General features: G+C 75.3%; 18 protein-coding genes and 2 pseudogenes. 14 read left to right on the top strand and 6 right to left on the bottom strand.

What is annotated here, in order from left to right; all coding sequences use genetic code 11:
• Window positions 1-72 precede the first annotated feature (72 nt).
• Window positions 73-981 carry an NAD kinase gene (locus tag ACPC54_RS37150; protein ID WP_498971275.1) on the top strand — a complete coding sequence of 303 codons (909 nt, stop codon included), beginning with the start codon at window positions 73-75 and terminating at the stop codon, window positions 979-981.
• A 21-nt stretch (window positions 982-1002) separates the two neighbouring features.
• Here ACPC54_RS37150 and yczR read toward each other — a convergent pair whose 3' ends face one another.
• Window positions 1003-2502, bottom strand: a complete 1500-nt coding sequence (gene yczR, locus ACPC54_RS37145) for a MocR-like transcription factor YczR (RefSeq protein ID WP_498971274.1) — start codon at window positions 2500-2502, stop codon at window positions 1003-1005.
• A gap of 139 nt (window positions 2503-2641) precedes the next feature.
• Here yczR and yczE point away from each other — a divergent pair, with 139 nt between their 5' ends.
• The 3 genes from yczE (at window position 2642) to ACPC54_RS37130 (ending at window position 6511) form a co-directional block, all read left to right on the top strand.
• Window positions 2642-3328, top strand: coding sequence for a membrane protein YczE (gene yczE / locus ACPC54_RS37140; protein ID WP_498971272.1), 687 nt, complete (start codon window positions 2642-2644; stop codon window positions 3326-3328).
• An 88-nt stretch (window positions 3329-3416) separates the two neighbouring features.
• A complete protein-coding gene (gene recN, locus ACPC54_RS37135; RefSeq protein WP_498971294.1) occupies window positions 3417-5150 on the top strand; it encodes a DNA repair protein RecN in 1734 nt (577 codons plus the stop codon).
• A 194-nt stretch (window positions 5151-5344) separates the two neighbouring features.
• On the top strand, window positions 5345-6511 hold the full coding sequence (locus tag ACPC54_RS37130) for a glycosyltransferase family 4 protein (protein ID WP_498971270.1): 1167 nt from the start codon (window positions 5345-5347) through the stop codon (window positions 6509-6511).
• Here the strand turns inward: ACPC54_RS37130 and ACPC54_RS37125 are convergent.
• Window positions 6508-8208, bottom strand: a pseudogene (locus ACPC54_RS37125) (glycoside hydrolase family 15 protein); the annotation flags it as partial. The gene ACPC54_RS37130 and the pseudogene ACPC54_RS37125 overlap by 4 nt on opposite strands.
• A 111-nt stretch (window positions 8209-8319) precedes the next feature.
• A pseudogene (locus ACPC54_RS37120) lies at window positions 8320-8517 on the bottom strand (trehalase-like domain-containing protein); the annotation flags it as partial.
• Between the two features lie 733 nt (window positions 8518-9250).
• On the opposite strand from ACPC54_RS37120, the gene pyrG reads away from it, so the two are divergent.
• The 10 genes from pyrG (at window position 9251) to ACPC54_RS37070 (ending at window position 21840) form a co-directional block, all read left to right on the top strand.
• Complete coding sequence (gene pyrG / locus ACPC54_RS37115) at window positions 9251-10930, top strand: CTP synthase (RefSeq protein ID WP_498971268.1); 1680 nt, start codon at window positions 9251-9253, stop codon at window positions 10928-10930.
• Window positions 10931-11041: 111 nt separating this feature from the next.
• Complete coding sequence (locus ACPC54_RS37110) at window positions 11042-11689, top strand: NUDIX domain-containing protein (protein WP_498971266.1); 648 nt, start codon at window positions 11042-11044, stop codon at window positions 11687-11689.
• Between the two features lie 187 nt (window positions 11690-11876).
• Window positions 11877-13979: a tetratricopeptide repeat protein gene (locus tag ACPC54_RS37105; protein ID WP_498971264.1), complete on the top strand. Its 2103-nt coding sequence runs from the start codon at window positions 11877-11879 to the stop codon at window positions 13977-13979.
• Window positions 13980-14239: 260 nt separating this feature from the next.
• Window positions 14240-15355, top strand: coding sequence for an alanine dehydrogenase (gene ald / locus ACPC54_RS37100; RefSeq protein ID WP_498971262.1), 1116 nt, complete (start codon window positions 14240-14242; stop codon window positions 15353-15355).
• 435 nt (window positions 15356-15790) lie between these two features.
• Window positions 15791-16858, top strand: a complete 1068-nt coding sequence (locus tag ACPC54_RS37095; RefSeq protein ID WP_498971261.1) for a ParA family protein — start codon at window positions 15791-15793, stop codon at window positions 16856-16858.
• Complete coding sequence (locus ACPC54_RS37090) at window positions 16855-17421, top strand: hypothetical protein (RefSeq protein ID WP_498971259.1); 567 nt, start codon at window positions 16855-16857, stop codon at window positions 17419-17421. Before ACPC54_RS37095 ends, ACPC54_RS37090 begins: the two co-directional genes overlap by 4 nt.
• A gap of 122 nt (window positions 17422-17543) precedes the next feature.
• The gene (locus tag ACPC54_RS37085) at window positions 17544-18419 is read left to right on the top strand and encodes a segregation and condensation protein A (protein WP_498971257.1); all 876 of its coding nucleotides are present in this window, start codon (window positions 17544-17546) and stop codon (window positions 18417-18419) included.
• On the top strand, window positions 18416-19246 hold the full coding sequence (scpB, locus tag ACPC54_RS37080) for an SMC-Scp complex subunit ScpB (RefSeq protein ID WP_498971255.1): 831 nt from the start codon (window positions 18416-18418) through the stop codon (window positions 19244-19246). Before ACPC54_RS37085 ends, scpB begins: the two co-directional genes overlap by 4 nt.
• A 64-nt stretch (window positions 19247-19310) precedes the next feature.
• Complete coding sequence (locus ACPC54_RS37075; protein ID WP_498971254.1) at window positions 19311-20633, top strand: pseudouridine synthase; 1323 nt, start codon at window positions 19311-19313, stop codon at window positions 20631-20633.
• A gap of 223 nt (window positions 20634-20856) precedes the next feature.
• Window positions 20857-21840 (top strand): helix-turn-helix domain-containing protein, encoded by a 984-nt coding sequence (locus ACPC54_RS37070; protein WP_498971252.1) that lies wholly within the window; start codon window positions 20857-20859, stop codon window positions 21838-21840.
• A 94-nt stretch (window positions 21841-21934) separates the two neighbouring features.
• Here the strand turns inward: ACPC54_RS37070 and ACPC54_RS37065 are convergent, their stop codons facing one another.
• The 3 genes from ACPC54_RS37065 to ACPC54_RS37055 form a co-directional block, all read right to left on the bottom strand.
• Window positions 21935-22297 carry a DUF952 domain-containing protein gene (locus ACPC54_RS37065; RefSeq protein ID WP_498971250.1) on the bottom strand — a complete coding sequence of 121 codons (363 nt, stop codon included), beginning with the start codon at window positions 22295-22297 and terminating at the stop codon, window positions 21935-21937.
• A gap of 80 nt (window positions 22298-22377) precedes the next feature.
• Window positions 22378-23952: a mucoidy inhibitor MuiA family protein gene (locus ACPC54_RS37060; RefSeq protein ID WP_498971248.1), complete on the bottom strand. Its 1575-nt coding sequence runs from the start codon at window positions 23950-23952 to the stop codon at window positions 22378-22380.
• 3 nt (window positions 23953-23955) lie between these two features.
• Window positions 23956-26193, bottom strand: coding sequence for a DUF4139 domain-containing protein (locus ACPC54_RS37055; protein ID WP_498971246.1), 2238 nt, complete (start codon window positions 26191-26193; stop codon window positions 23956-23958).
• Window positions 26194-26563: the final 370 nt, after the last annotated feature.

The following is a 26563-nucleotide window of genomic DNA, read 5'->3' as shown; positions in this document are numbered from 1 at the left end:
CGTCATGCTGGGTGACGCGACCGCACCGGGGCCGGGGGGTGACCCGGCGAGGCGTAGGGAGAGGGCAGCGGCATGAGCGATGAAGAGCGCACGGTCTTCCTGATCGCGCACACCGGCCGGGAGGCGGCGCTGCGCAGCGTCGAGGGCCTGGTGCACCGGCTGCTGAAGGCGGGCATCCGGATCAGACTGCTCGCCTCCGAGGCGGTCGGGCTGGACCTGCCGGACGGCGTCCAGAAGGTGGCCGAGGGGCCGGGCGCGGCGGACGGCTGCGAGCTGATCCTGGTCGCCGGCGGTGACGGCACGCTGCTGCGCGGCGCCGAGCTGGCGCGCTCGCACGGGCTGCCGATGCTCGGGATCAACCTGGGCCGGGTCGGCTTCCTGGCCGAGGCCGAGCGGGACGACCTGGCGGTGGTGGTCGAGCGGGTGGTCGACGCCGACTACGAGGTCGAGGAGCGGATGACGATCGACGTCATCGTCCGCACCAACGGCGATGTGGTGCACCGGGACTGGGCGCTGAACGAGGCGTCGATCGAGAAGGCGTCCCGGGAGCGGATGCTGGAGGTGGTGACCGAGGTGGACGGCCGTCCGGTCTCCAACTTCGGCTGCGACGGCGTGGTGTGCGCGACGCCGACCGGCTCCACCGCGTACGCGTTCTCCGGCGGCGGGCCGGTGGTGTGGCCGGAGGTGGAGGCGCTGCTGATGGTGCCGATCTCCGCGCACGCGCTGTTCGCCCGCCCGCTGGTGACCTCGCCGGACTCGGTGCTGGCCGTCGAGGTGCAGCCGAAGACCCCGCACGGGGTGCTCTGGTGCGACGGGCGGCGTTCGGTCGAACTGCCCGCCGGCGCGCGGGTGGAGGTGCGCCGGGGGCAGACGCCGGTCCGGCTGGCCAGACTGCACCGGGCGCCGTTCACCGACCGGCTGGTCGCCAAGTTCGCGCTGCCGGTGACGGGTTGGCGCGGGCGCTCGAACACCCCCTGCTGACGGCGGGTCACCGACGAGGCGTCAGACCGCCAGCGGCTGCGCCTCGTCGGCCGGGCCGAGCCGCCCGCCGGCCGCCGCGCCGCCGGCCAGCGCGGCCAGCCGCTCGACGGCGTCCGGCACGGCCGCGGCGGGTACGGTGAGCGGGATGCGGACGTGGTGCTCGAACGCGCCGTCCGAGCCGAACCGGTTGCCCGCGGCGATCCGGATCCCGGCCTGCTCGCCGGCCTGTGCCAGCGCCGCGCCGGACAGGGCTCCGGTGGACACCCACAGCGCCAGGCCGCCGGGCGGCATCCGGAAGCTCCAGTCGGGCAGCCGCCCGGGCAGCGCGGCGGCGAAGGCGTGGGCGGTGGCGCGCAGCCGGTCCAGCTGGTGGGCCCGTACCTCGGGCAGCGGGTCGCCCAGCAGCTCGGCGGCGATCAGCTGCTCCAGCACCGGGGTGCCGACGTCGCTGTAGACCCGCTCGGTGGCCAGCCGGCGCACCAGCGCGGGCGCGGCCCGGACCCAGCCGATCCGCAGGCCGCCCCAGAGCAGCTTGCCGGCCGAGCCCACGGTGACCACCTGGGCGGCCCGGTCCAGCGCGGCCACCGGCCGCGGCAGCGGCTCGGACTCCGGGACGCCCCAGGCGAGTTCGGCGGTGGTCTCGTCGACCAGGACGATGCTGCCGGCGGCCCGGGCGGCGGCCAGCAGCTCGCGGCGCTGTTCCTCGGGGATCAGTGCGCCGGTTGGGTTGTGGAAGTCCGGGATGACGTAGGCGGCCTTGGGGGCGGCGCCGCGCAGCACGTGCCGCCACTCGTCGAGGTCCCAGGCGGGGCGCGGGGCCGGCGCGTACGGCACCGGGACCAGCCGGGCGCCGGTGATCCGCAGGGCCTGCAGGGTGTGGGCGTAGCTGGGGGCCTCGACGGCGACCCGGTCGCCGCGGCCGATCAGCACCCGCTGGACCAGGTGCAGGCCGCCCATCGCGCCGGTGGTGATCAGGATCTGGTCGGGCGTGGTGGGCAGCCCGCGCTCGGTGTAGCGGCGGGCGACGGCCTCGCGCAGCACCGGGACGCCGGTGGGGTAGTGGCCGTGCCCGGCGGCGTAGTACGGCAGCTGCTCGACGGCCCGGGCGGCGGCGGCGCCGACCCAGGGCTGCGGGGCGGGCAGCGCGGCGACGCCGAGGTCGAGGGTGCGGCCCTGCTCGTGCGGCGGGACGGGGTGCAGGGCGTCGCTGGGCGGCGGGGCGCCCTCGGGCAGGGCGGTCCAGCTGCCGGAGCCGCGGCGGCTGTGCAGGTAGCCGTCGCCGCGCAGGGTCTCGTAGGCGGTGGCGACGGTGGTGCGGCTCAGGTCGAGGGCGGTGGCCAGTTCGCGTTCGGCGGGCAGCCGGGCGCCGACCGGCAGCCGGCCCTCGGTGACCAGCAGCCGGATCTGCCCGGCGAGGGTGCGGTAGGCGGGGCGCCGGGCGGCGGCGGGCTCGGGGAGCCGGGCGGTCGTGAGCAGCCGGGCGAGCGTCGGGGGTGTGACGGTGGTGTGCCAGTCGGCCATGGCGCGGGCTCTCCCAGTCCACTTGCTCGGAATTGGCCCTGGATCGGGCCGCTTTGGCCTCCTCATGATGGCAGGGCGGCCATCGAGTCCGCCACCACCGGGCCGCCCCCGGGGTGCAGCACCACCGCAGGAGCACCAGTTGGCCACCACGACCACCCCCCGGCCCGCCGTCCCCCGGAGCACCCGGCCGGGCCTCGCCGAGCGCCTCCTCGGCGACACCCACGCCCTGGGCCGCCGCTTCGCCCAGCTCCTCGGCGGCCTGGCCCTGTACGGGTTCAGCATGGCGCTGATGCTCCGCTCCGGCCTCGGCCTCGACCCCTGGGACGTCCTGCACCAGGGCCTGCAGCGCAGCCTCGGCCTGTCGGTCGGCGCCTGGGTCACCATCTGCGGCGCCCTCGTGCTGCTGCTGTGGATCCCGCTGCGCCAGCGCCCGGGCCTGGGCACCGTCGCCAACGTGCTGCTGATCGGCGCGGCCATGGACCTCACGCTGCGGCTGCTCGACGGTCCCGAGGGGTGGCCCGCCCGGATCGCGCTGATGGCCGGCGCGATCGTGCTCAACGGCGTGGCCACCGGCCTCTACATCGGCGCCCGCTTCGGCCCCGGCCCGCGCGACGGCCTGATGACCGGCCTGCACCGGCGCACCGGCCGTTCGCTGCGGCTGCTCCGCACCGGCATCGAGGTGGCGGTGCTCGTGGTCGGCATCCTGCTCGGCGGCACCGCCGGGGTCGGCACCGTCGTGTACGCGCTGGCCATCGGCCCGATCGTGCAGGTGTTCCTGCCCTGGTTCACCGTGCCCGGCCCGGCGCAAACGCCCCGGAAGGGATGAACTTCAGGGCGCGGAGTTGCCGCGCGCCGTTGCCGCTCGTCGCGCGCCGGGGGTGGAACCTCGTAAGGTCGTCTCCGTGTTGGACGAGATGCGGATACGGGATCTTGGGGTCATCGACGACGCGGTGGTCGAACTCGCCCCCGGCTTCACCGCCGTGACCGGCGAGACCGGTGCAGGCAAGACCATGGTCGTGACCAGCCTCGGCCTGCTGCTCGGCGGCCGCGCCGACCCGGGCCTGGTGCGCAACGGCACCGGACGCGCCGTGGTCGAGGGCCGGCTGGAACTGCCCGCCGACTCCCCGGTCGCGGCCCGCGCGATCGAGGCGGGCGCCGAACTGGACGACGGCGCGCTGCTGGTCAGCCGCACCGTCTCCGCGGAGGGCCGCTCCCGGGCGTACGTCGGCGGCCGGGCCGTGCCGGTCGGCCTGCTCGCCGAGCTCGGCGAGGACCTGATCGCGGTGCACGGCCAGACCGACCAGCAGCGGCTGCTGCGCCCGGCCCGCCAGCGCGGCGCCCTGGACCGCTACGCCGGCGAGGCGGTGGCCGAGCCGCTGGCCCGCTACCGGGAGACCTACCGGGCCCTGCGCGAGGTCGCGGCCACCCTGGAGGAGCTGACCACCCGGGCCCGCGAGCGCGCCCAGGAGGCCGACCTGCTGCGGTTCGGCCTGGACGAGGTCGCCGCCGCCGAGCCCGTCGCCGGGGAGGACGTCGAGCTGGGCGCCGAGGCCGAGCGGCTCGGCCACGCCGACGCGCTGTCCTCCGCCGCCACGCTCGCGCACGCCGCCCTGGCCGGCGACCCGGCCGACCCGGAGGCGCTGGACGCGGGCACCCTGCTCGCCCAGTCCCGCCGCGCCCTGGAGGCCGTCCGTCACCACGACGAGCGGCTGGCCGCGCTGGCCGACCGCCTCAACGAGGTCGGCTACCTGCTTGCCGACGTGGCCGGCGACCTGGCCGGCTACGCGGACGACCTGGACGCCGACCCGGTGCGCCTGGCCGCCGTCGAGGACCGCCGGGCCGTCCTCGCCCAGCTGCTGCGCAAGTACGGCGGTGAGGAGAACACCCTGGCCGAGGTGATCGCCTGGGCCGAGGCCGGCGCCGCCCGGCTCCTCGAACTGGACGGCGACGACGACCGGATCGACGAGCTCGGCGCCCGGGAGACCGAGCTGCGGGCCGAGCTGGCCGAGCTGGCCGCCGAGGTGTCGGCCGCCCGGCAGGCCGCGGCTGGCCGCTTCGCCGACGCCGTCTCCGCCGAACTGGCCGAACTGGCCATGCCGCACGCCCGGGTGACCTTCTCGATCACCCAGGTCGACGACCTGGCCGGGCTGGAGGTCGACGGCCGCACCGTCGCCTACGGCCCGCACGGTGTGGACGAGGTCGAGGTGCTGCTCGCCCCGCACCCCGGCGCCCAGCCCCGCCCGATCGCCAAGGGCGCCTCCGGCGGTGAGCTGTCCCGCGTGATGCTCGCCGTCGAGGTGGTCTTCGCGGGCGCCGACCCCGTGCCGACCTACCTCTTCGACGAGGTGGACGCGGGCGTCGGCGGCAAGGCCGCGGTCGAGATCGGCCGCCGGCTGGCCAAACTGGCCGAATCCGCCCAAGTTGTGGTGGTCACCCACCTCCCGCAGGTCGCCGCGTTCGCGGACCGGCACCTCGTGGTGGAGAAGACCAACGACGGCACCGTCACCCGCAGTGGTGTCAAGGTGCTGAACGACGAGGAGCGGGTGCGCGAACTCTCCCGGATGCTGGCCGGCCTGGAGGACTCGGAACTGGGCCGCGCCCACGCCGAGGAACTGCTGGCCGCAGCCCGGGCCCCCCGCCGCTCCTAGCGTCGGGAGGCGGCCCTCGGGCCTGTTCGGAACGCCCCGGGACGGCGACGCGCCCCGGGTCGCGCCGACTGTCCAAGAGGGCCGCCGACCTGGCATGGTGGCGGCTGGACACTGGCTTTCCAGTCCCGAGCGCCGCCGGCGAGCGATCCTCGCGAAGCGGTGCGCGAACCTGATCGAGTCGGATGCGAGACGACGTGGACCATTCCGCCGCCCGGGCCACCGCGGCCGCCCCCGAACCGGGGCAGCTGCACGTGGTTCTCGTCCTGGCCGCCAGCACCGGCGGCATCGGCGCGCACGTGCGCTCCCTGGCGCAGGGCCTGGTCGCGCACGGCGTGCTCGTCACGGTCTGCGCACCGGCCGGCACCGACGCGCTGTTCGGCTTCTCCCGCACCGGCGCGCGGTTCCACACCGTCGACATCACCCCCACCGCGGGCGCCCGCAGCGACGCCACCGCGATCGGCGAGCTGCGCCGCGCCTTCACCGGCGCCGACGTGGTGCACGCCCACGGACTGCGCGCCGGGCTGCTCTCCGACCTCGCGCTGCGCACCGCCGGCCGCTTCCCCGGCCTGCGCCCGCAGACCCCGCTGGTGGTCACCTCGCACCACGCGCTGCTCGCCACCGGCATGGAACGGCGGCTGCAGCGGCTGATGGAGCGCCGGGTCGCCCGCGCCGCCGACCTCGTCCTCGGCGCCTCCTCCGACCTGGTCGCCCGGGCCCGCGAGCTGGGCGCCACCGACGCCCGGCTGGGCCCGGTGGCCGCCCCGCCGATGCCCGAGGGCCGGCTCGGCCGAGCCGAGGCCCGCGCCGCGCTGCTTGGCGACGGCCCGGACCGTCCGTTGGTGCTCGGCGTCGGCCGGCTCGTCCCGCAGAAGGCCTTCGGACTGCTGCTGGACGCCACCCGCGACCTGGGCGCCCCGGCCCCCGGGCCGCTGGTGCTGCTCGCCGGGGACGGCCCGGAGGCGGGCCCGCTGCGCGAGCGGGTGGCCGCCGAGCAGCTGCCCGTGCGGCTGCTCGGCTACCGCACGGACGTGCCCGACCTGCTGGCCGCCGCCGACGTGGTGGTGGTCTCCAGCCGCTGGGAGGCCCGCTCGCTGGTGGTGCAGGAGGCGATGCGGGCCGGTGTGCCGGTGGTCGCCACCGCGGTCGGCGGCATCCCCGAACTGGTCGGCGACGCCGCCGTGCTGGTGCCCTCCGGCGACGCGGCCGCGCTCGGCCGGGCGCTGCGCGAGCTGCTCGCCGACCCGGCCCGCCGGGAGCGCCTGGCGGCGGCCGGCCGGCAGCAGGCCGAGACCTGGCCGGACGAGGCCGCCACCGTCGCCCAGGTGCTCAGCACCTACGACGAGTTGGTGCAGAGGTCCTAGACCGTCGCCCGCTCGGCCCGGTCGGCGGCCAGGCCGTCCGGCTGGGCCGACAGGTAGGCGGCGCCGCAGGCGGTCAGCCGCAGGGCGGTGTCGATCAGCGGGACGTGGCTGAAGGCCTGCGGGAAGTTGCCGACCTGGCGCTTGAGCCGCGGGTCCCACTCCTCGGCGAGCAGCCCGAGGTCGTTGCGCAGCGCCAGCAGCCGGTCGAACAGCTCGCGGGCCTCCTGCACCCGGCCGATCATCGCCAGGTCGTCGGCGAGCCAGAACGAGCAGGCCAGGAAGGCGCCTTCGTGGCCGGACAGGCCGTCGACGTTGTTGCCGCTCTCGTCGTGGGTGGGGTAGCGCAGCACGAAGCCGTCCTCGGTGGACAGTTCGCGCTGGATCGCCTCGATGGTGCCGATCACCCGCTTGTCGTCCGGCGGCAGGAAGCCGACCTGCGGGATGAGCAGCAGCGAGGCGTCCAGCTCCTTGCCGCCGTAGTACTGGGTGAAGGTGTTGCGCTCCGGGTCGTAGCCCCTCTCGCAGACGTCCCGGTGGATGGTGTCGCGCAGTTCGCGCCAGCGCTCCAGGTGGCCGCCGGCGGGCGCGTCCTCGGGGGTCTGCTCCAGCAGCTTGATGGTGCGGTCGACGGCGACCCAGGCCATCACCTTGGAGTGGACGAAGTGCCGGCGCGGGCCGCGGACCTCCCAGATGCCCTCGTCCGGGTTCTGCCAGTGGTCCTCCAGGTACTCGATCAGGCGCAGCTGGAGGTGGTGGGCGTGGTCGTTGCGGACCAGGCCGGTCATGTGGGCCAGGTGCAGGGCCTCCACCACCTCGCCGTAGACGTCGAGTTGGAGCTGCCCGGCGGCGCCGTTGCCGATCCGGACGGGCTGGGAGCCCTCGTAGCCGGGCAGCCAGTCCAGCGAGGACTCGGTGAGCTCGCGCTCGCCGGCGATGCCGTACATGATCTGCAGGTTCTCCGGGTCCCCGGCGACGGCCCGCAGCAGCCACTCGCGCCAGGCGCGGGCCTCCTCGCGGTAGCCGGTGCGCAGCAGCGAGGAGAGGGTGATCGCGGCGTCGCGCAGCCAGGTGTAGCGGTAGTCCCAGTTGCGCTCGCCGCCGATGTCCTCGGGCAGCGAGGTGGTGGGGGCGGCGACGATGCCGCCGGTGGGGGCGTAGGTGAGGCCCTTGAGGGTGATCAGCGAGCGGATCACGGCCTCGCGGTAGGGGCCCTGGTAGGTGCACTGGGCGGCCCACTCGTGCCAGAAGTCCGCGGTGGCGTCGAGCATCTCCTCGGCGTCCGGGACGGCCGGCGGGTCGAGGTGGGAGGCCTGCCAGGTGAGGGCGAAGGCGATCCGCTCGCCGGCGGTGACGGTGAAGTCGGCGTAGGTGGTGAGGTCGCGCCCGTAGGTCTCGGCCTCGCCGTCCAGCCAGACCGAGTCGGGCCCGGCGACGGCCACGGTGCGGTGGCCGCCGTCCGCCTGCTCGACCCGGTGCACCCAGGGCACCACCCGGCCGTAGGAGAAGCGCATCCGCAGCGCCGAGCGCATCCGGACGGTGCCGGCCACGCCCTCGACGATCCGGATCACCTGCGGGACGGCGTCCCGGCCGGCCAGCGGGCGCGGCGGCATGAAGTCGATCACCCGGACGGTGCCGCCCTGGGAGTCCCACTCCTGCTCCAGGATCAGCGAGTCGCCCCGGTAGCGGCGGCGGTCGGCGGGGACGGCGGGGGCGGCGGCGGTGGGCGGCGGGACGCGCAGCTCGACGGTGTCGGCGAGGCGGACCCGGCCGGCGGCCGCGGCGGGTGCGTCGGCGGCCGCGGTTGCGGCGGCCGGGACGTCGCTCAGGACGGCTTCGGCCGGGCCGATCCGCCAGAAGCCGTGTTCATCGGTGCCGAGGAGGCCGGCGAACACGGCCGGTGAGTCGAAGCGGGGAAGGCAGAGCCAGTCCACCGCCCCGTCCCTGCTGACCAGGGCAGCGGTCTGCATGTCCCCGATGAGTGCGTAGTCCTCGATACGGCCGGCCACGTGGATCTCCAGTTCGCAATGTGGTCAGGACGCATCGGCGATCCGGGGGAGCGAGCGGTCTGCGGGGCCGGAGATCCACCCCGGGACGTCCGGCCCGCCGGAGGGTGGTGGCGGGCCTTGCTGGAGTGTCCGCGCGGGGCTCGGTGGGCCCCTGAGGTGGGTGGGGAGGAGCTGGAATACGGGGAGGTCCGGTCGCGCATCGGGGACCGGGAGCGCCTGACCCTCCCACGCCCTCCGCGTGCTCGTGCTGTCGGCGATGCGTCCGTGCAGCTTACGACGGACGAAAGGGGCGAAGCACGCGGGCGCAGCCTCGTGTGGCCCCGCAATTCGGCGGAAATGCCGTGCATCGCGGGCCCGGCCGCCAGGATGGCCCGGAAGGATCACCTCCGGGTGGTCCCCTAGGAGGGGGCACCATGGCCCGTACGGAGTGCCATCCGGGGCCGCGGAGTGGCCCGGTCCGACCGGAGTGCGACCGGTGGGACGGGTGCGGCCGGTGGTGCGCCGGTGGTGCGCCCCGCGCGCGCCGGTGGTGCGGGCCGGGCGGGCCGGAAGGCGACCATGCCGAGGCACTGTTACCCTGGTATCCCGTGGACCGGTGGGATCAAACGCCCCGGACCAGCCGAACCGACGACCCCCCGAGCGCCGTGCACACCGCAACGGCCTCCCGTCGCCCGGCGACCCCGTGAGCCTCCCACCACGTCACCTTCGACACGCGACCCACGGGAGCCCCCTCTTGGCACAGCCCCATTCCGGCAAGGCAGCGAACGGCCGCGCCGTGACGACCAAGCACCTCTTCGTCACCGGGGGTGTCGCCTCTTCGCTCGGCAAGGGGCTGACCGCCTCCAGCCTCGGCGCGCTGCTCAAGGCCCGCGGCCTGCGCGTGACGATGCAGAAGCTCGACCCGTACCTCAACGTGGACCCGGGCACCATGAACCCGTTCCAGCACGGTGAGGTCTTCGTCACGGACGACGGCGCCGAGACCGACCTGGACATCGGTCACTACGAGCGCTTCCTCGACACCAACCTGCACGGCTCGGCGAACGTCACCACCGGCCAGGTGTACTCGACGGTCATCGCCAAGGAGCGCCGCGGCGAGTACCTGGGCGACACCGTCCAGGTCATCCCGCACATCACCAACGAGATCAAGTCCCGGATCCGCCGGATGGCGACCGAGGACGTCGACGTGGTGATCACCGAGGTCGGCGGCACCGTCGGCGACATCGAGTCGCTGCCGTTCCTGGAGGCCGTCCGCCAGGTCCGCCACGAGGTCGGCCGGGACAACGTCTTCTTCGTGCACGTCTCCCTGCTGCCGTACATCGGCCCCTCGGGCGAGCTGAAGACCAAGCCCACCCAGCACTCGGTGGCCGCCCTGCGCAACATCGGCATCCAGCCGGACGCCATCGTGCTGCGCGCCGACCGCGAGGTCCCGCAGGCGATCAAGCGCAAGATCTCGATGATGTGCGACGTGGACGAGGAGGCCGTGGTCGCGGCCATCGACGCCAAGTCGATCTACGACATCCCGAAGGTGCTGCACGGCGAGGGCCTGGACGCCTACGTGGTGCGCCGCCTCGACCTGCCGTTCCGTGACGTGGACTGGACCACCTGGGACGACCTGCTGCGCCGCGTCCACGAGCCGCAGCACATCGTCAAGGTCGCCCTGGTCGGCAAGTACATCGACCTGCCGGACGCCTACCTGTCGGTGACCGAGGCGCTGCGCGCCGGCGGCTTCGCCAACAACGCCCGGGTCGAGATCAAGTGGGTCACCTCGGACGACTGCGAGACCCCCGAGGGCGCCCAGGCGCAGCTCGGCGACGTCGACGCGATCTGCATCCCCGGCGGCTTCGGCGACCGCGGTGTCAACGGCAAGGTCGGCGCGATCACCTACGCCCGCGAGAACAAGGTCCCGCTGCTCGGCCTGTGCCTGGGCCTGCAGTGCGTGGTCATCGAGGCCGCCCGCAACCTGGCCGGCCTGCCCGAGGCGAACTCCACCGAGTTCGACGCCGCCGCCAAGCACCCGGTCGTCTCCACCATGGCCGAGCAGCTGGCCATCGTCGACGGCAAGGGCGACCTGGGCGGCACCATGCGCCTGGGCCTGTACCCGGCCAAGCTCGCCGAGGGCTCGATCGTCCGTGAGGTCTACGGCGGCGAGCAGTACGTCGAGGAGCGCCACCGCCACCGCTACGAGGTCAACAACGCCTACCGCGCGGACCTGGAGAAGACCGGCCTGCAGTTCTCCGGCCTCTCTCCCAAGGGCGACCTGGTCGAGTACGTCGAGTACCCGCGCGAGGTGCACCCCTACCTGGTGGCCACCCAGGCCCACCCGGAGCTGAAGTCCCGCCCGACCCGCCCGCACCCGCTGTTCGCGGGCCTGGTCAAGGCGGCCATCGAGATCAAGACCTCGGCCGCCGAGTAGCAGCCGCCCTTCTTCTCGGCCCCCGGTCGTTCACCGTACGGCGGCCCCGCGATTCCCGCGGGGCCGCCGTTCGGCGTTAGATTGTGTCGTACTGACGAAAAGGGGAGTGCGATGGACGAGCAGAGCGGCCAGGGGATCGCCGACGCGGCCGAGGAGTGGGAGGTCCGCGACAGCCGGACGCCGTTCCAGGGCAAGGTCACGGGTGTGCGCAGCGAGGAGGTCCTGATGCCGGACGGCAGCTGGGCCCGCCGCGACTACCAGACCCACCCGGGCTCGGTCTCGGTGCTCGCCCTCGACGAGGAGCAGCGGGTGCTGGTGCTGCGCCAGTACCGCCACCCCGTCCGCCAGCGGCTGTGGGAGCTGCCGGCCGGCCTGCTCGACGTGCCCGGCGAGAACCCGTGGCACGCCGCCCAGCGGGAGCTGTACGAGGAGGCGCACTGCAAGGCCGACAGCTGGCGGATCCTCGCCGACTACTACACCTCCCCGGGCGGCACCGACGAGGCGCTGCGGATGTTCCTGGCCACCGACCTGTCGGCCGCCGAGGGCGAGCGCTACCAGGCCGAGGGCGAGGAGCAGCAGATCGAGCTCGCCTGGGTGCCGGTGCCGGAGCTGATCCGGCTGATCCACGCCGGGCGGCTGCACAACCCCACGCTGATCACCGGCACCCTCGCGGTGCACGCCGCGCTCACCTCCCCGGCCGGTCTGGACGGGCTGCGCCCGGCCGACGCGCCGTGGCCGGCCCGGCCCTTCACCGCCTGATCCGGGGGCACTCCCTCCGGCCCGTTGATTCGCCCGGGTGATTCGCCGGTTCGTACGACCGGATGGCACCTCGGCTGATCGGCCGGTCGAACTACGCTTCGCAGACAGGGCGCCCGTTCCGGGCCGCCCGCGCCGAGCGCGGTGAGCGCCGGATGCCGAGCGCCGGAGGACAGCGGGAGTGGCACGGGTGGCGAGGAAGACCGCGACGATGGACCCCGGCTCCGACGCGCCCGCCGGGCTCGCCCCCGGACTGGAACGGCTGCCCGCCGGGCCGACGCTGTTCGTCGGGCGGCGCTCCGAGCTCGCCGCGCTGCGGGCCGCCGCCGCCCGTCCGGCCAGCGGGCGCTGCCCGGTGCTGGTGCTGGCCGGGCGGCCCGGCTCCGGCCGCACGGCGCTCGCCGTCCGCTTCGCCCGTACCACCGCCGCCGACTACCCGGACGGCGTGCTGTTCGCCCGGCTGTCCGCCCCGGACGGCTCCCGGGTGCCGCCCGCCCGGGCCGCGCGGCTGCTGCTGGAGCAGCTGGACCCGGAGGCGGCCGTGCCGCTGCCCGGCGCCGCCGAGGACGGGCGGGACGAGCCCGGCTGCGTCGCGCTGCGCGCGGCGCTGGCCGGGCGGCGGGTGCTGCTGCTGCTCGACGACGTCCGGGACGCCGGGCAGCTGTGGCCGCTGCTCGCCGAGGAGCCGGGCTGCCTGGTGCTCGCCACCACGGCCGGGCCGCTCACCGGGATCGAGGACATCGATCCGGTGATCCTCGGCGGGCTGGACCGGCGGGCCGCCGGCGAGCTGCTGGCCGACCTGGTCGGCGGCACCCGGATCTCCTGCGACCCGGTCGGCGGCGCCGACCTGGCCGAGGCCTGCGCGTCCCGCCCGGCCGCGCTGCGGCTGATGGCGGGCTGGCTGCGGGCCAGCCCGAAGAGCGCGGTGACGGAGGCGGCGCGGGAGCTGCACCGGGCGGTGGCGGAGGAGGCGGCGCCGCCGGTGAAGGGGGACGCCGGCCCGGCCGGGCCGACCGTCGAGTCCGCGCCGGCGGCCGAGGCCAGGACGGCGCCGAAGCCCGTCAAGCCCGTCAAGGCGGTGAAGGCGGAGAAGGCCGAGAAGCCGCCGACGCCGCAGGAGGCGCAGGAGGCGGCGGGTAAGGAGGGGAAGGGGCAGCAGGAGGCCGGGGCCGCCGGGCCGGCCGGCTGGGTGAAGCCCGCGCCGGAGCCGGCCGAGCCGGTGCCCGTCCCCGACACCGACCCGCTGATCGGCGCCTTCACCCTGCTCTACCGCACGCTGCCGCCCGCCCGGGCCCGGATGCTGCGCGCCCTGACGCTGGCCCCGGCGCAGACCGCCGACCCCCGGACCGCCTCCGCCCTGGTCGGCTGCCCGGCGCCGGAGGCGGCCGCGACACTGGCCGCGCTCGCCGAGCGGGAGCTGCTCGGCGAGGAGGCGCCCGCCGAGGACGGCACCCCGCGCTACCGGGTGCCCGGGCGGCTCTACCCGCGGCTGGTGCGGCTGCGCGAGCGGGAGGACCGGCCCGCCGAGACCGAGCTGGCCCGAGCCCGGCTGCTGGAGCGGCTGGTCCGGCTCACCGACACCGCCCGTGCCCTGCTCGACCCGGCCTCCGGCCCGGCCCCGGAGCCGCTGCCCGCCGCGCTGCGGCTGCACTCGGCCGCGCACGCCCGGCAGTGGCTGCTCGGCGAGCGGGAGCTGCTGCTGGGCGCGGTGGCCGACGCGATCGGCCAGGGCGATCTGGACGGCTCGGCCGGGCGGCTGGTCACCGCGCTGCTGCGGGCGCTGCCGCTGACCGGCGCCGCCGCCCCCGCGGACCTGTACCGGCTGCACGAGCTGGTGCTGACCGTCGCCGAGCGCAACGGCCGGCCGCGCCGGGCCTCGGCCGCGCTGCTCAACCTGGGCGACCTGCAGGTGGCGGCGGGCCGCTGGGAGCAGGCCGCCGGGCACTACCGGGCCGCGCTGGAGCACGCCCGTGCGGTCGGGGACGAACCGCTCTGCGCCCGGGCCCTGGAGGGTGCGGCCGGCTGCCACCGGGCGCTCGGCGACGCGGTGCGCGCCGCGGACTGGTACGGGCGGGCGCTCGGCCTGCGGCAGTCGCTCGGCGACCAGGCGGCGGAGGCCCGGCTGCTGGCCCGGGTGGCCGAGGCGCACACCGCCCAGCGCCGTTTCGAGGAGGCCGACCGGGAGTACCGGGCGGCGCTCGCGGTGCTGCGCCGGCTCGGCGACGAGCGCGGCCGGGAGGCGGTCGGGGCGGCCCTCGCAGACCTGCGGGAACGGGTCGGCAGCGGGTGGTGAGGGGTATTTCGGGAGTATCGTCGTAGTTGTCGGGTTGGCGCGTATTGAGTGGGTAAGCGGTAGGGGAAGCCTACGAACCTGCCAATGCATCCGGAAAATTTATTCACTTTGGAAGGCTGACAGGCCGACTGGGCTTCATTACACTCGAAGTCAGTCGCGCAGCGATCCCTGCCACGGGCATGCCCGGAGGCTTCCCCACGCGCGCGCCGCCCGCCGGTCTTCTCCGGTAGGTCCCCCATGGCAAGAGGACGTGTTCAGTCGTGAAGGTCGGCATCCCCCGCGAGGTCAAGAACCACGAGTACCGCGTGGCCATCACGCCCGCCGGCGTGCATGAGCTGGTCCGCAACGGACACGAGGTCTACATCGAGGACAACGCCGGTGTCGGCTCCTCGATCCCGAACGAGGAGTACGTGGCCGCCGGCGCCACCATCCTCCCCACCGCCGACGAGGTGTGGGCCACCGCCGACCTGCTGCTGAAGGTCAAGGAGCCCATCGCCTCCGAGTACCACCGGCTGCGCAAGGGTCAGACCCTCTTCACCTACCTGCACCTGGCGGCCGACCGGGCCGGCACCGACGCGCTGGTCGCCTCCGGCACCACCGCCATCGCCTACGAGACCGTGCAGCTGGCCAACGGCGCGCTGCCGCTGCTCGCCCCGATGTCCGAGGTCGCGGGCCGGCTGGCCCCGCAGGTCGGCTCGTACCACCTGATGCGCCCGGCCGGCGGCCGCGGCGTGCTGCCCGGCGGCGTGCCCGGCACCCACCCGGCCAAGGCCGTCGTCATCGGCGGTGGCGTCTCCGGCTGGCACGCGGCCACCATCGCCATCGGCATGGGCTACGACGTGACCCTGCTCGACCGCGACATCAACAAGCTGCGCGAGGCCGACCGCATCTTCGGCACGAAGATCAAGGCCATCATGTCCAACTCCTTCGAGCTGGAGAAGGCCGTCATCGAGGCCGACCTGGTCATCGGCGCCGTGCTGATCCCGGGCGCCAAGGCCCCGAAGCTGGTCACCAACGAGCTGGTCTCCCGGATGAAGCCGGGCTCCGTGCTCGTCGACATCGCCATCGACCAGGGCGGCTGCTTCGAGGACTCGCACCCGACCACGCACGCCGAGCCGACCTTCCAGGTCCACAACTCCGTGTTCTACTGCGTGGCGAACATGCCGGGCGCCGTCCCGAACACCTCCACCTACGCGCTGACCAACGCGACGCTGCCGTACGTCGTCGAGCTGGCCAACCGCGGGTGGAAGGAGGCGCTGCGCCGCGACGCCGCGCTCGCCAAGGGCCTGAACGTGCACGAGGGTCAGATCACCTTCCCGGCCGTCGCCGAGGCCTTCGGCCTGGAGTCGGTCACGCTGGAGAGCGTGCTCGCCTGAACCCCCTGACCGCACGGCGGTCGTTCGCCCCCGATCCGATCCCCTCGGGTCGGGGGCTTCGCCGTGCCCGCGAACGGCGGGTGGCCCGGGCGGGTCGCTCTGTCGTCAATTTCGGTCGGTCGTGTCACCCGACCGCACCCGCGTGCGGGAACCTCGGGCTCGATGACCCGCTGATCCCTTGACAGCAGCCCGGCCGAGAGTCGACACATACGGCCCTCTACCGTGGATTGTGTTGCTGCGAACGCCTGAAACGGCCTAGAGTCGCAAACCGTCGGCATGCTGCCACGCTGACGAATCGACATAGAGTCCTGGAATCCCAAGGAGGTAAGACGACTTGTGAATGAGTCGACAATTGCTCCCGGGGGTGGTCAGCCAGGACTGGCGGAACTCACCGCCGGCCAGCCGAGTGAGGAGCCCGGGGCCCGGCAGCCCTCCGTGGGCTCGGCCGAGGTCGGCTCGGTCGCACTCCGTACCTTCGAAGCTCGCCAGAACACAGCGCAGGTGACCACGGTGACCGATCACGACGCCGACCTGGCGGCCTACGGCCTGGCCTACGGCGAGTTCGCCTACGGCGCCTACGACGACCCGGACGCCGAGTACGAGCCGGACCCGGAGTACGCCGCCACACTGGCCCCGGACGCCGCGCGCCAGCGCCGCGAGCGGATCGGCCCCACCGGTCGTCCGCAGCCGTACTTCCCGATCCCCGCGCCGGTCGCCGAGCACGGCCCCGCCCAGATCATCGCCATGTGCAACCAGAAGGGCGGCGTCGGCAAGACCACGTCGACCATCAACCTGGGCGCGGCGCTGGCCGAGTACGGCCGCCGGGTGCTGCTCGTCGACTTCGACCCGCAGGGCGCGCTCTCGGTCGGACTGGGCGTCAACCCGATGGAGCTGGACGTCACCGTCTACAACCTGCTCATGGAGCGGGGCCTGACGGCCGACGAGGTGCTGCTCAAGACGGCCGTGCCCGGCATGGACCTGCTGCCCTCCAACATCGACCTCTCCGCCGCCGAGGTGCAGCTGGTCAGCGAGGTGGCCCGGGAGTCCGCGCTGGCGCGCGCCCTGAAGCCGCTGCTGCCCGACTACGACTACGTCATCATCGACTGCCAGCCCTCGCTGGGCCTGCTGACGGTCAATGCGCTGACGGCCGCTCACAGCGTGATCGTGCCGCTGGAGTGCGAGTTCTTCGCGCTGCGCGGTGTCGCGCTGCTGACCGAGACCATCGAGAAGGTGTGCGAACGGCTCAACCCCGAGCTGCGCCTGGACGGCATCCTCGCGACCATGTACGACTCGCGCACCGTGCACAGCCGCGAGGTGCTGGCGCGCGTCGTCGAGGCGTTCGGCGAGCACGTCTTCCACACCGTCATCGGGCGGACCGTGCGCTTCCCGGAGACCACCGTCGCCGGCGAGCCGATCACCACGTACGCCACCAACTCGGTGGGTGCCGCCGCCTACCGCCAGCTCGCCAGGGAGGTGCTCGACCGGTGCCGCCCCGCCGAGTGAGTCTCCCGGGTGCCGACGAGCTGTTCCGGACCACCGGCGGGATGGCGCTGTCGCCGTCCCTCGCGCCGCGTCCGGCCGTCGAGGCATCCAGACCGGAGACCGCGCGGACCGTCAACGGCGCCGAGGGCGCCGAGGGCGCCGGGGCCGTCCCGGGCGCCCAGGGGCCCCAGGACGACCGTCAGCAGCCCTCCGAGCAGCAGCAGGCCGCCGGGGTGCCGGCGCCCGCGCAGCGGCCCGCCACGGCGGCCGCAGGGGGCCAGGGTGCCCGCCAGCACCCCGGCGGGGCCGAGGAGCAGCCCGGCACCGCCGCCGGGCGCGCCCGCCCGCGCGCCCGCGCGCCGCGCCGCCCGAGCGGGCGCGAGCGGCACGACGAGAAGATCACCGTGTACGTGTCCGCCGAGGAACTGATGGACCTCGAACACGCCCGGCTGGTGCTGCGCGGCGAGCACGGCCTGGCCGTGGACCGCGGGCGGATCGTCCGGGAGGCCATCGCGGTCGTCCTGGCCGACCTGGAGCAGCGCGGCGAGGCCTCGATCCTGGTCCGGCGGCTGCGCGGGCGCTGACCCGCCGGGCGCGGCGGCGCGCCGACCGGGCGTGCGCCGGGCAACCGCCGGGCATCCGCCGGGCGGCGTGTCGGCGGCCCCGGGGCGGGGCCGGTGGCCGGTCCGGGTGAAGATGGACCGCCATGCCGAGCACCACCGAACCAGCCGCCAGCACCGCGAACGCGACCGAGGACCCGTCGCGGGGCGGCTTCCGGGTGCGGCTGGACAACTTCGAAGGCCCCTTCGACCTGCTGCTGAGCCTGATCGCCAAGCACAAGCTGGACGTCACCGAGGTGGCGCTGGCCACCGTGACGGACGACTTCATGGCGCACATCCGGGCGATGGGGCCGGACTGGGACCTCGACGCCGCCACCGAGTTCCTGGTCGTCGCCGCCACCCTGCTCGACCTCAAGGCCGCCCGGCTGCTGCCCGTCGCCGAGGTCGAGGACGAGGCGGACCTCGCCCTGTTGGAAGCCCGGGACCTGCTGTTCGCCCGGCTGCTGCAGTACCGGGCCTACAAGCGGGCCGCGGCGCTGTTCGGCGAGCGCTGGGCCGCCGAGCTGCTGCGCCGGCCGCGCTCCGCGGCCCTGGAGCCCCGGCACGCCGCGCTGCTGCCCGAGGTCGTCCTCACCATCGGGCCGCAGCGGCTGGCCGAACTCGCGGCCAAGGCGATGGAGCCCAGGCCGCGGCCGGTGGTGTACGTGGACCACATCCACACCCCGCCGGTCAGCGTCCGCGAGCAGGCCGGGCTGGTGGTGCGGCTGCTGACCGAGCTGGGCGAGGCTTCCTTCCAACAGCTGGTGGCGGACGCGCCGGACACCCTGGTGGTGGTCGCCCGCTTCCTGGCGCTGCTGGAGCTGTACCGGGAGAAGGCGCTCGACTTCGCGCAGCCGGAGGCGCTCGGCGAGCTGCGGGTGCGCTGGGTCGCCGAGCCGGGCCGGGGCCCGGTCGAGGTGACGGACGAGTTCGACGGCCCGGCGGGCGGGACCGGGAAGAGCCAGGAGGACGGACGCGGATGAGCGGTGCGAGCGACGGGGGCGGGCGGCCGGTGCGGCGCCCGCTCGGGCTGCCCGGGCAGCCGCGGGACGGCGAGTGGCTGGAGCCGGCCTTCGAGCTGCTGCCGGAGGCGCCCGCCGCGGACGCTCCGGAGGGCGGCGAGGCCCGGGTCGGGCACCAGAAGTCGGCCCCGCCGACCTCCGACGCACCGCGGGCCGCGGACCCGGAGCTGCGGGCCGCGCTGGAGGCGATCCTGATGGTCGTCGACGAGCCCGCCGGGGAGGAACGGCTGGCCGGCGTGCTGGAGTGCCCCCGGGCCGAGGTGGCGGCCGCGCTGCGCGACCTGTCCGCCGAGTACACCGCCCAGGGGCGGGGCTTCGACCTGCGGCTGGTCGCCGGCGGCTGGCGCTTCTACAGCCGGGAGGGCTGCGCGCCGGCCGTCGACCGCTACCTGCTGGACGGCCAGCAGGCCCGGCTCACCCAGGCCGCATTGGAGACCCTGGCGGTGGTCGCCTACCGGCAGCCGGTGTCCAGATCCCGGGTTTCCGCCGTCCGCGGTGTGAACTGTGACGGCGTGATGCGTACCCTGGTACAGCGAGGACTGGTGGAAGAGGCCGGATCCGAGCCCGAAACAGGTGCGATCCTGTATCGGACGACGAACTACTTCCTGGAACGGATGGGGCTCCGCGGCCTGGACGAGCTGCCGGAACTCGCACCCTTCCTGCCCGAGGTCGACGACGTGGAAGCGGAGTCCCTGGAGGGCACGATGATCGCGGAGGCGGTCGCCGCCGCTGCCGCGCAGGCCGCGGACGGCAGTGGCGAGGCCGATCGGGCTGCGCCCGATCGGTAGGGGGCGGTGAGGTCGGCCGAGACGACCGCACGGCCCAGACGGAAAACGACGTACGGACATTTTGATGCGCAGCAGTGGCAACGGCAGGAACGGCAGTGGCGGCGGCAGCGGCCGCGGCGGACAGGGCGGGGGCGGCCGGGGCGGCTCCTACGGCGGCAGTGGCGGCGGCCGCGGCGGCTCGGGCTCGCGCGGAGGTTCGTACGGCGGTGGCTCGGGCGGCGGCTCCTCGTACGGGGGCTCGCGCGGCGGGTCCTCCTCCTCCGGCGGCGGCTCGCGGGGCGGCTCCTCGTACGGCGGCGGCTCCGGCGGCGGCTCGCGGGGTGGCTCCTCGTACGGAGGCGGCTCCGGCTCGTACGGGCGGGACGACCGTCGTCGGGACGACCGGCGCGACGACCGCCGCTACCCGGACCGCCCGCTGCGGCCCGAGGAGCGCAAGTACGACCGCCCCGAGTACGGCGGCGGCCCGAACGCCACCCCCGCCCGCGGCGGCTTCAGCGGCCGGCGCCCCGGCCCGGCCCCGCGCCCGCGCCGCGAGGGCCAGGGCGCCCCGGGCGACCCGCGCCGCCAGCCGCAGCGCTCCCGCGAGCTGCAGGCCAAGATCGAGGACGCCGTCCTCGCCCGGCACGACAAGCCGGCCGTCAAGCTGCCGAAGACCTTCGGCGAGCCCGAGGGCGAGCGCCTGCAGAAGGTGCTGGCCCGGGCCGGCATGGGCAGCCGTCGCGCCTGCGAGGAGCTGATCGAGCAGGGCCGCGTCGAGGTCAACGGCAAGCTCGTCACCGAGCAGGGCAAGCGGGTCGACCCGGCCAACGACGAGATCAAGGTGGACGGCCTGACCGTCGCCACCCAGTCGTACCTGTTCTTCGCGCTGAACAAGCCGGCCGGCGTGGTCTCCACCATGGAGGACCCGGACGGCCGCCAGTGCCTCGGCGACTACGTGACCAACCGGGAGACCCGGCTGTTCCACGTCGGCCGCCTGGACACCGAGACCGAGGGCATCATCCTGCTCACCAACCACGGCGAGCTGGCCCACCGCCTCACCCACCCGCGGTACGGCGTCACCAAGACCTACCTGGCCGCCATCCAGGGCCCGATCCCGCGCGACCTGGGCAAGCAGCTGGCCCAGGGCATCGAGCTGGAGGACGGCTTCGCCCGCGCCGACAGCTTCAAGGTGGTCTCCAACGTCGGCAAGAACTACCTCGTCGAGGTGACCCTGCACGAGGGCCGCAAGCACATCGTCCGCCGGATGCTGGCCGAGGCCGGCTTCCCGGTCGAGAAGCTGGTCCGCACGCACTTCGGGCCGATCGCGCTCGGCGACCAGAAGTCGGGCTGGCTGCGCCGCCTGACCAACCCGGAGGTCGGCCAGCTGATGCGCGAGGTCGGCCTGTAGGCCCCGGTCCTCACGCGTTGTTCGTCGGAGGGTCCCCCGCCCGTGGTGGCGGGGGACCCTCCGCGTCGTGTGTGAGCCGGGACGCAACCGCTGGTCACGGCCTTGTCAGCGGGTGATCCGTGGCAGAGGATGGCCACCGGGCCGCCACCGGGCCGCGTGGCGGGGTTGCGCCAGCGCCGTCGTCGGTGGGGGCGATCAGGGGCGAACAGGGGGAGACGGCGTCGTGTCCGAAGCACCGCTCAGCGCACTGGGACTGGCCGAGCCGGACGGGCAGGTCTACGCGGCGCTGGTGGCCAGCCCGCAGTCCACCGCGGAGGAGCTGGCGGCCGGCTGCGGCCTGACGCTGCAGCAGAGCGTGCGCGCGCTGGACCGGCTGGCGCAGCAGGGCATGGCCACCCGCGCGCCGGTGGACCGGCAGCGCTACCTGCCCGTCGCCCCCGACGTCGCGATCGGCACCCTGATCGGCCACCGGGAGTCCGAGCTGCGGCAGGCCCGGGCCGAGATGCACCGGCTGATGGACGCCTTCCGGGAGGCCTCGCGGTACACCGACCCGGCGCACTCGGTGGAGGTGCTGACCGGCGGCGAGGCGATCGCCCAGCGGCTGGAGCACATGACCGAGACCAGCCAGTACCAGGTGCGCGGCTTCGACCGGCCGCCGTACATCCAGGACCCGGTGGCGCCGATGCCGCTGCAGCGGCGGCGGCTGCGCGAGGGGCTGAAGGTCCGGACGGTCTACGACCGGGAGGCGGTGGCCTGGCCCGGGCGGCTGGAGCGGAACATCCTGGTCGGCGTCGCGGACGGCGAGGAGGCGCGGGTGCGGCCGAGCCTGCCGATGAAGATGATCATGTCGGACGACCGGATGGCGATCATCCCGATCAGCGTCGGCGACAGCGTGCTGGACGCCGCGTACGTCATCCACCCCTCCGCGCTGCTGCAGGCGCTGGACACGCTGTTCGAGGCGGAGTGGGAGCGGGCCGTCCAGCTGCAGGCCGCGATCGGCACCGGGGAGGCCTCGCTGGAGCCCGAGGCCGACCACCGCAAGCTGCTCGGCCTGCTCGCGGCCGGCCTCACCGACGAGTCGATCGCCCGCTCGCTGGGCTGGAGCGCCCGCACCACCCAGCGGCGGCTGCAGAGCCTGATGCGCTCGCTCGGTGCCACCACCCGCTTCCAGGCCGGGATGGCGGCCCGGGAGCGGGGGTGGCTGTAGTCGGCGCGCCCGGCTCCGGGGCTCCCGGTCGGGGGCTCCGGCGCTGGGGGGTTCAGCTCTGGGGGGTTCAGCTCCGGGGTTTCGGCGCTGGGCTTCAGCTCCAGGGGCTGAGGGAGGCCCAGCGGCCGTCCGGGCCGCGCTCGACCTTCTGCAGGCCGACCACGGCGGAGCGGTTCAGCCGGCCGTAGACGTGCGGGAAGGTCACGCCGGGGGTGGCCCCGGGCGGCGGGGCGCCGTGCGGGGCCTCCCACTTGACCATCGGCTCCACCAGCGACTCCTCGATCAGCAGCACCATCAGCGGGTCGGGGGTGTCGGCGAAGAAGGCGTTGGCCACGGCGAGCGCGGTCTGCTCGTCCGGCGAGCAGTGGATGAACCCGTCGGTGAGCAGCGAGGCGGCGGCGTACGGGCGGCCGGGGTCGGCCAGCCAGTCGTCCAGGGGGGCGAGGTGGAGGATCATGTTCCTTTTGTACCCGGTTCGTTCTCGTTGTTCCTGAGCGGCCGTCACGGACCCCGCCGGGTGGTCCCCGGCGGGGCCGGTCAGAGCCCGGCCACCTTGGCGGCGGCGGAGACCTCGTACACCAGCGTGAGCGTGCGGTGGGCGCCCGGCCCGAGCGGGACGTCCCAGCGGACGATGCCCTCGGCGTCGAAGGCGTCCGGCGCGGGCACGCACTCCTCCTTGCGCAGCCGGACCTCGACCGCCGACACCTCGGACACCGGCACCCGCTCGCGGACCGCCACGACCCGCTCGTCGCGCTCCTCCGGGCCGGAGAAGCGGGACAGGTGCAGCCGGACGGTGCGGGTGGTGGTCTGCCGGCCGGACAGCGCGGTGGTGGCCCGGCGCTCCTCGGCCTCGCGGACCACCCGGTAGTCGTCCGAGCTGCCGAAGGACAGCTCCGCCTCGGCGCCGGGCGCGGTGAAGCGCAGCTCGCCGCGCCCGGTGAAGCCGCTGCCGCGGACCAGCTCGACCGGGCCGGCCAGCAGCGGGTGCCCGGCCGTGCTGCGGAACCGGACCACCTGGGTGACCAGCGGGGACAGCTCCGGCGCGCAGGCGTACTCGCTGCTCGCCGGGGCGGTGAAGCCGCCCAGCGGCACCCGGTGCGCCCGGCCGTCCGGGGGGACGGTGGCCGGGGCGGGTGCGGGCAGCACCCGCACCTCGCCGCCGTCGTCCACGCCCGGGACGGCGGTCGCCGGGCTCGGGGTCGCCGGGCCGAGCGTGTTGACCGCCTCCTCGCGCAGCTCCACCTCGACCTTGCGGCGCTCCTCGTCGGTGCGCTCGCGCAGCACCAGCACGTCCTCGACGAGGGCGGGCGGGTCGGTGGCCAGGGCCGAGCGGGCGGTGGAGAAGGTGAGGCGGACGTCCGTCCAGTCCTCGCCGGTGCGCTGCCAGACCACCGCCTCGGACTCCAGGTGGACGGTGGGGCCCCCGGCGCCGCCGCGGAGGGTGGCGCGGTAGGAGGGGCGCCACAGCGCGCAGGGCACCAGGTGGGCGACGGTCAGTTCGGCCGGGCCGGGGGCGTCCGCCTCGACCGTCAGCTCCAGGTGGGCGACCAGCTCGGCCGGCTCCTCCTCGGCCAGGTCGATGGCGGTCAGCGTCTGCGAGCGCTCCTGGTCCAGCCGGCGCAGCCGGGAGTGGGTGGCGCGCAGCTCCTCGCCGTAGCGCTCGCGCTCGGCGTCGACGCGCTCCAACTCCCTTGCCCAGCGGGTTCGTTCGATCTCGCCGACGCCGGCGCCCTCGCCGATCTCGCGCAGCAGGTCGGCGCAGAGCTGGGCCAGCAGGGCCAGCCGGGCGTCCAGCCGGGCGCGGGTCTGGTCGGCCTGCCGGTAGGCCGCCTCCAGCTCGTGCAGGCGGTGGCGCAGCGCCGAGTCCTCCGGGCCGGGCGGCAGCGGGGCGCGCGGCGTCCAGCTGCGCACCAGGCGGGCCTCCAGCACCCGGGTGCCGGGCGTCGCGGTCTCGGCCCGCAGGGTGTGGTCGACGGCCAGCGCCGTCACCGGGCCGAACCGCAACCGCTGGACGCCGGCGGCGAGTTCGACCGTGGTCGTGCGCTCGACCTGGCTGCGGTCCTCCAGACAGGTGACGGCGGTGACGGGGAGGGGGGTGGTGGCTCCGGTCATCTCTCAGTTCCTCCGGTTTCCGCCGGCGATGGCCTTTCCGGCCGGGATCTTGATCTGGTAGCCGCCGTCCAGCTCGACGCGGCCGCCCGGCGGCAGTTCCACCCGCCAGAGCCGGGTGCTGGGCGGGCACTCGCGGGTGGACACGGCCGCGGCGTGCCAGTCGGCCCGCTCCTCGATCCGGATCTCGGCGTCGGAGCTGACCGGTACGCGCTCGCGGACCTCCACGGTGACGGCGCGGCCGAGCCGGTTGGCGACCTGGACGTGCACCCGGTGGTCGAGCACGGTGCTGTTGCCCTTCAGCATGCCCGTGGCGGACTCGCGCAGCTCGGTGCGGCGCGCCACCTCGACGCCCTCGGCGACGCCGGCGCCCAGGACGCGCAGCTCGCCCGGGGCGAGCGTGGGCAGGGCGGCGGTCAGCAGGTACTCGTCGTCCACGGTGAGCTCCACCGGGCCCGCCAGTACGGCGCGGTCGGTGCGGTTGGCCAGCACCAGCGTCGCGTACACCTTCTCCTCGACGGCCGGGACGGTGACGTACTCCGGGGTGACCGCGAGCCGGATCTCGTCCACGGTGACGGTGTGCCAGGTGCCGTCGGACGGGATGTCGGCGGGGGCGGCCGCGTCGAAGCGGTGGTCGAAGGAGCCGGCCGACTCGCGGGGCGGGACGGCGTGCCGGGGGAGGGTGAGGTAGCGGACGTGCTCGCCGCCGCTGCCGCCCGGGGTCACCCGCGCCAACTCCTCGTGGGTGAGCCGGTCGGGCAGCGGGCTCAGGGTGCCGCGCTCGGCGTGCGGCGCGTCCGGGCCGGCCAGGACGAGGTCGGGGTAGTCGAGCAGCAGGGCGCCCGGGTCGAAGCCGGGCGGCGGGGGCGGGGCGGGGTGGTCGTCCCGGCGGTACGCCCGGCGGGCCTCCAGCGGGGCGCCGGGGGCGATGCCGGGCGGCGGGGCTCCGTAGGCCGGGGCGGGGGCGCCGGGGGAGGGCGGGGTGGTCGGGGTGATCGGCGCGCTCGGGGCCGGCGGGCCGGCGAACGCGGCCGGGGCGGCGGGCTCCGGGGGGAGGGCGTCGGCCTGCACCGCGGAGCCGTAACCGAACACCTGGGGCGCCGGGGGCGCGGACTGCGGCGGCAGCGGCGGCTCGTCGGCGGCCAGGGAGCCGCTGCGGGCCATCGGGCGGGCGCCGCCGAGGACGGCCGGGCGGGGGCCGGTGGGGCCGGCGCCCCGGTGCCCCCGGTGGCGGCGCCGCGGGCCGCGGGCCTCGGCGTCGTAGCCGGCGAAGAGGTCGGACAGGCCGGCCGGGGGCTCGCGCCAGCCGGAGGGCGGCGGGGCGGGCTGGCTGCGGCCGATCCGCAGCGAGTTGAGCCGGGGCAGGTCGGTGCGGCGGTCCAGGTCGGCGGTGGACAGGGCGAGCCGGACGCCGGTCCAGTCCTCGCCGGTCTGCTGGGCGAGGCAGGCGCGCAGGACCAGGCGGCCGGTGTCGTCGCCGGTGCGGTAGCTCAGCCGGTAGGCGGGTACCCAGCGGGCGGCCGGGACGCCGTACTCCAGTTCCAGTTCGAGTTCCCGGTCGGGGGCTGTGGTGGTGGCGGCGTCGGGTGCGGGTACGGGGGTGGTGCCGGTGAGGGTGATCAGCACGGTGGCGTCCGTGCCGACCGCTCGGGTGTGCTCGGCGGTGGAGGCGCGCTCCAGTCTGTCGGCAGCCAACTGGCGCTCGTGTTCGGCGAGTTCGCTCTCTCGGGTGAGCTCCTCGGCGCGCTGCTGGAGCCCGGACAGTCGCTCGTCGACGAACTCGGCCAGCTCCAGCCAGGCCTCGGCCGGAGTGCGGCGCAGCGGCTCGTCCGCCCGGCGCTGCGGAGGGACGGCGCGCAGGGCGGCGGTCTCGTCGATCGCGGTCAGGACCAGCCGGCGGCGCTCGGCGAGCGCGCTGCAGCGCTCGGCGGCCTCGTCGAACTCGCGCTGCAGGGCGGGGAGTTCGGCGGTGTCGTGGAGCTCGGGGAGGAAGTCCAGGCGGGCCTCGGCGACGGCCGCGCCGGCCGGGCCGGCGAGCACCCGGGCGCGCAGCGTCCGGCCGTCCAGGGAGTCGGGCAGGCCGGTCAGTCGCAGCCGCCCGTCCGGGGGGACGGGCACGACGGCCCGGCGGCGGCACACCGCGCCCTCGGCGTACACCACGACGGAGTCCAGGACGGACCGGTGCGCCGGTACCTCCGGCGGCGCGGCCTCGCCGATCCGCTGATCGTCCACCTGATCATCCATGCGCAACCCCTCTCGTTCGCCTGGCCGCCGGGCGGCGGTCGGTGTGCCGCGCCCCGCGGGCCGCCGCGCGCCGTCCCCGGGCGGCCAGTGTGCCCCGCTCCGGGGCGGGCGTCGCCGGATTTCCCGGGCGCGGCGTGTGCACTGTGTGGGACGGGGGTGGGGGCGCGGTGGTTGCCGGCGCGGGGGCGGGGGTGTGGCCGTGCGGGGGCGGGGCTGTGCGGTGGTGCGGCGGGTGGCGGTGTGGCGACGCGGCGGCCCGGCGGTGTCGGTGAGGGCGTGGACGTCGGGGCGGGACGGATGCGAGAGGATGGGGCCCGGAAGACCTCGGCCGGCCCCCGGCGCCCGCCGAGCACCCGTTGCGGCCTGATGA

Source organism: Kitasatospora sp. NPDC094028 (assembly GCF_049543595.1).
GTDB lineage: Bacteria > Actinomycetota > Actinomycetes > Streptomycetales > Streptomycetaceae > Kitasatospora.
Note: the sequence above shows the minus strand (reverse complement) of the source record. Positions and strands in the feature narration are given on the sequence as shown.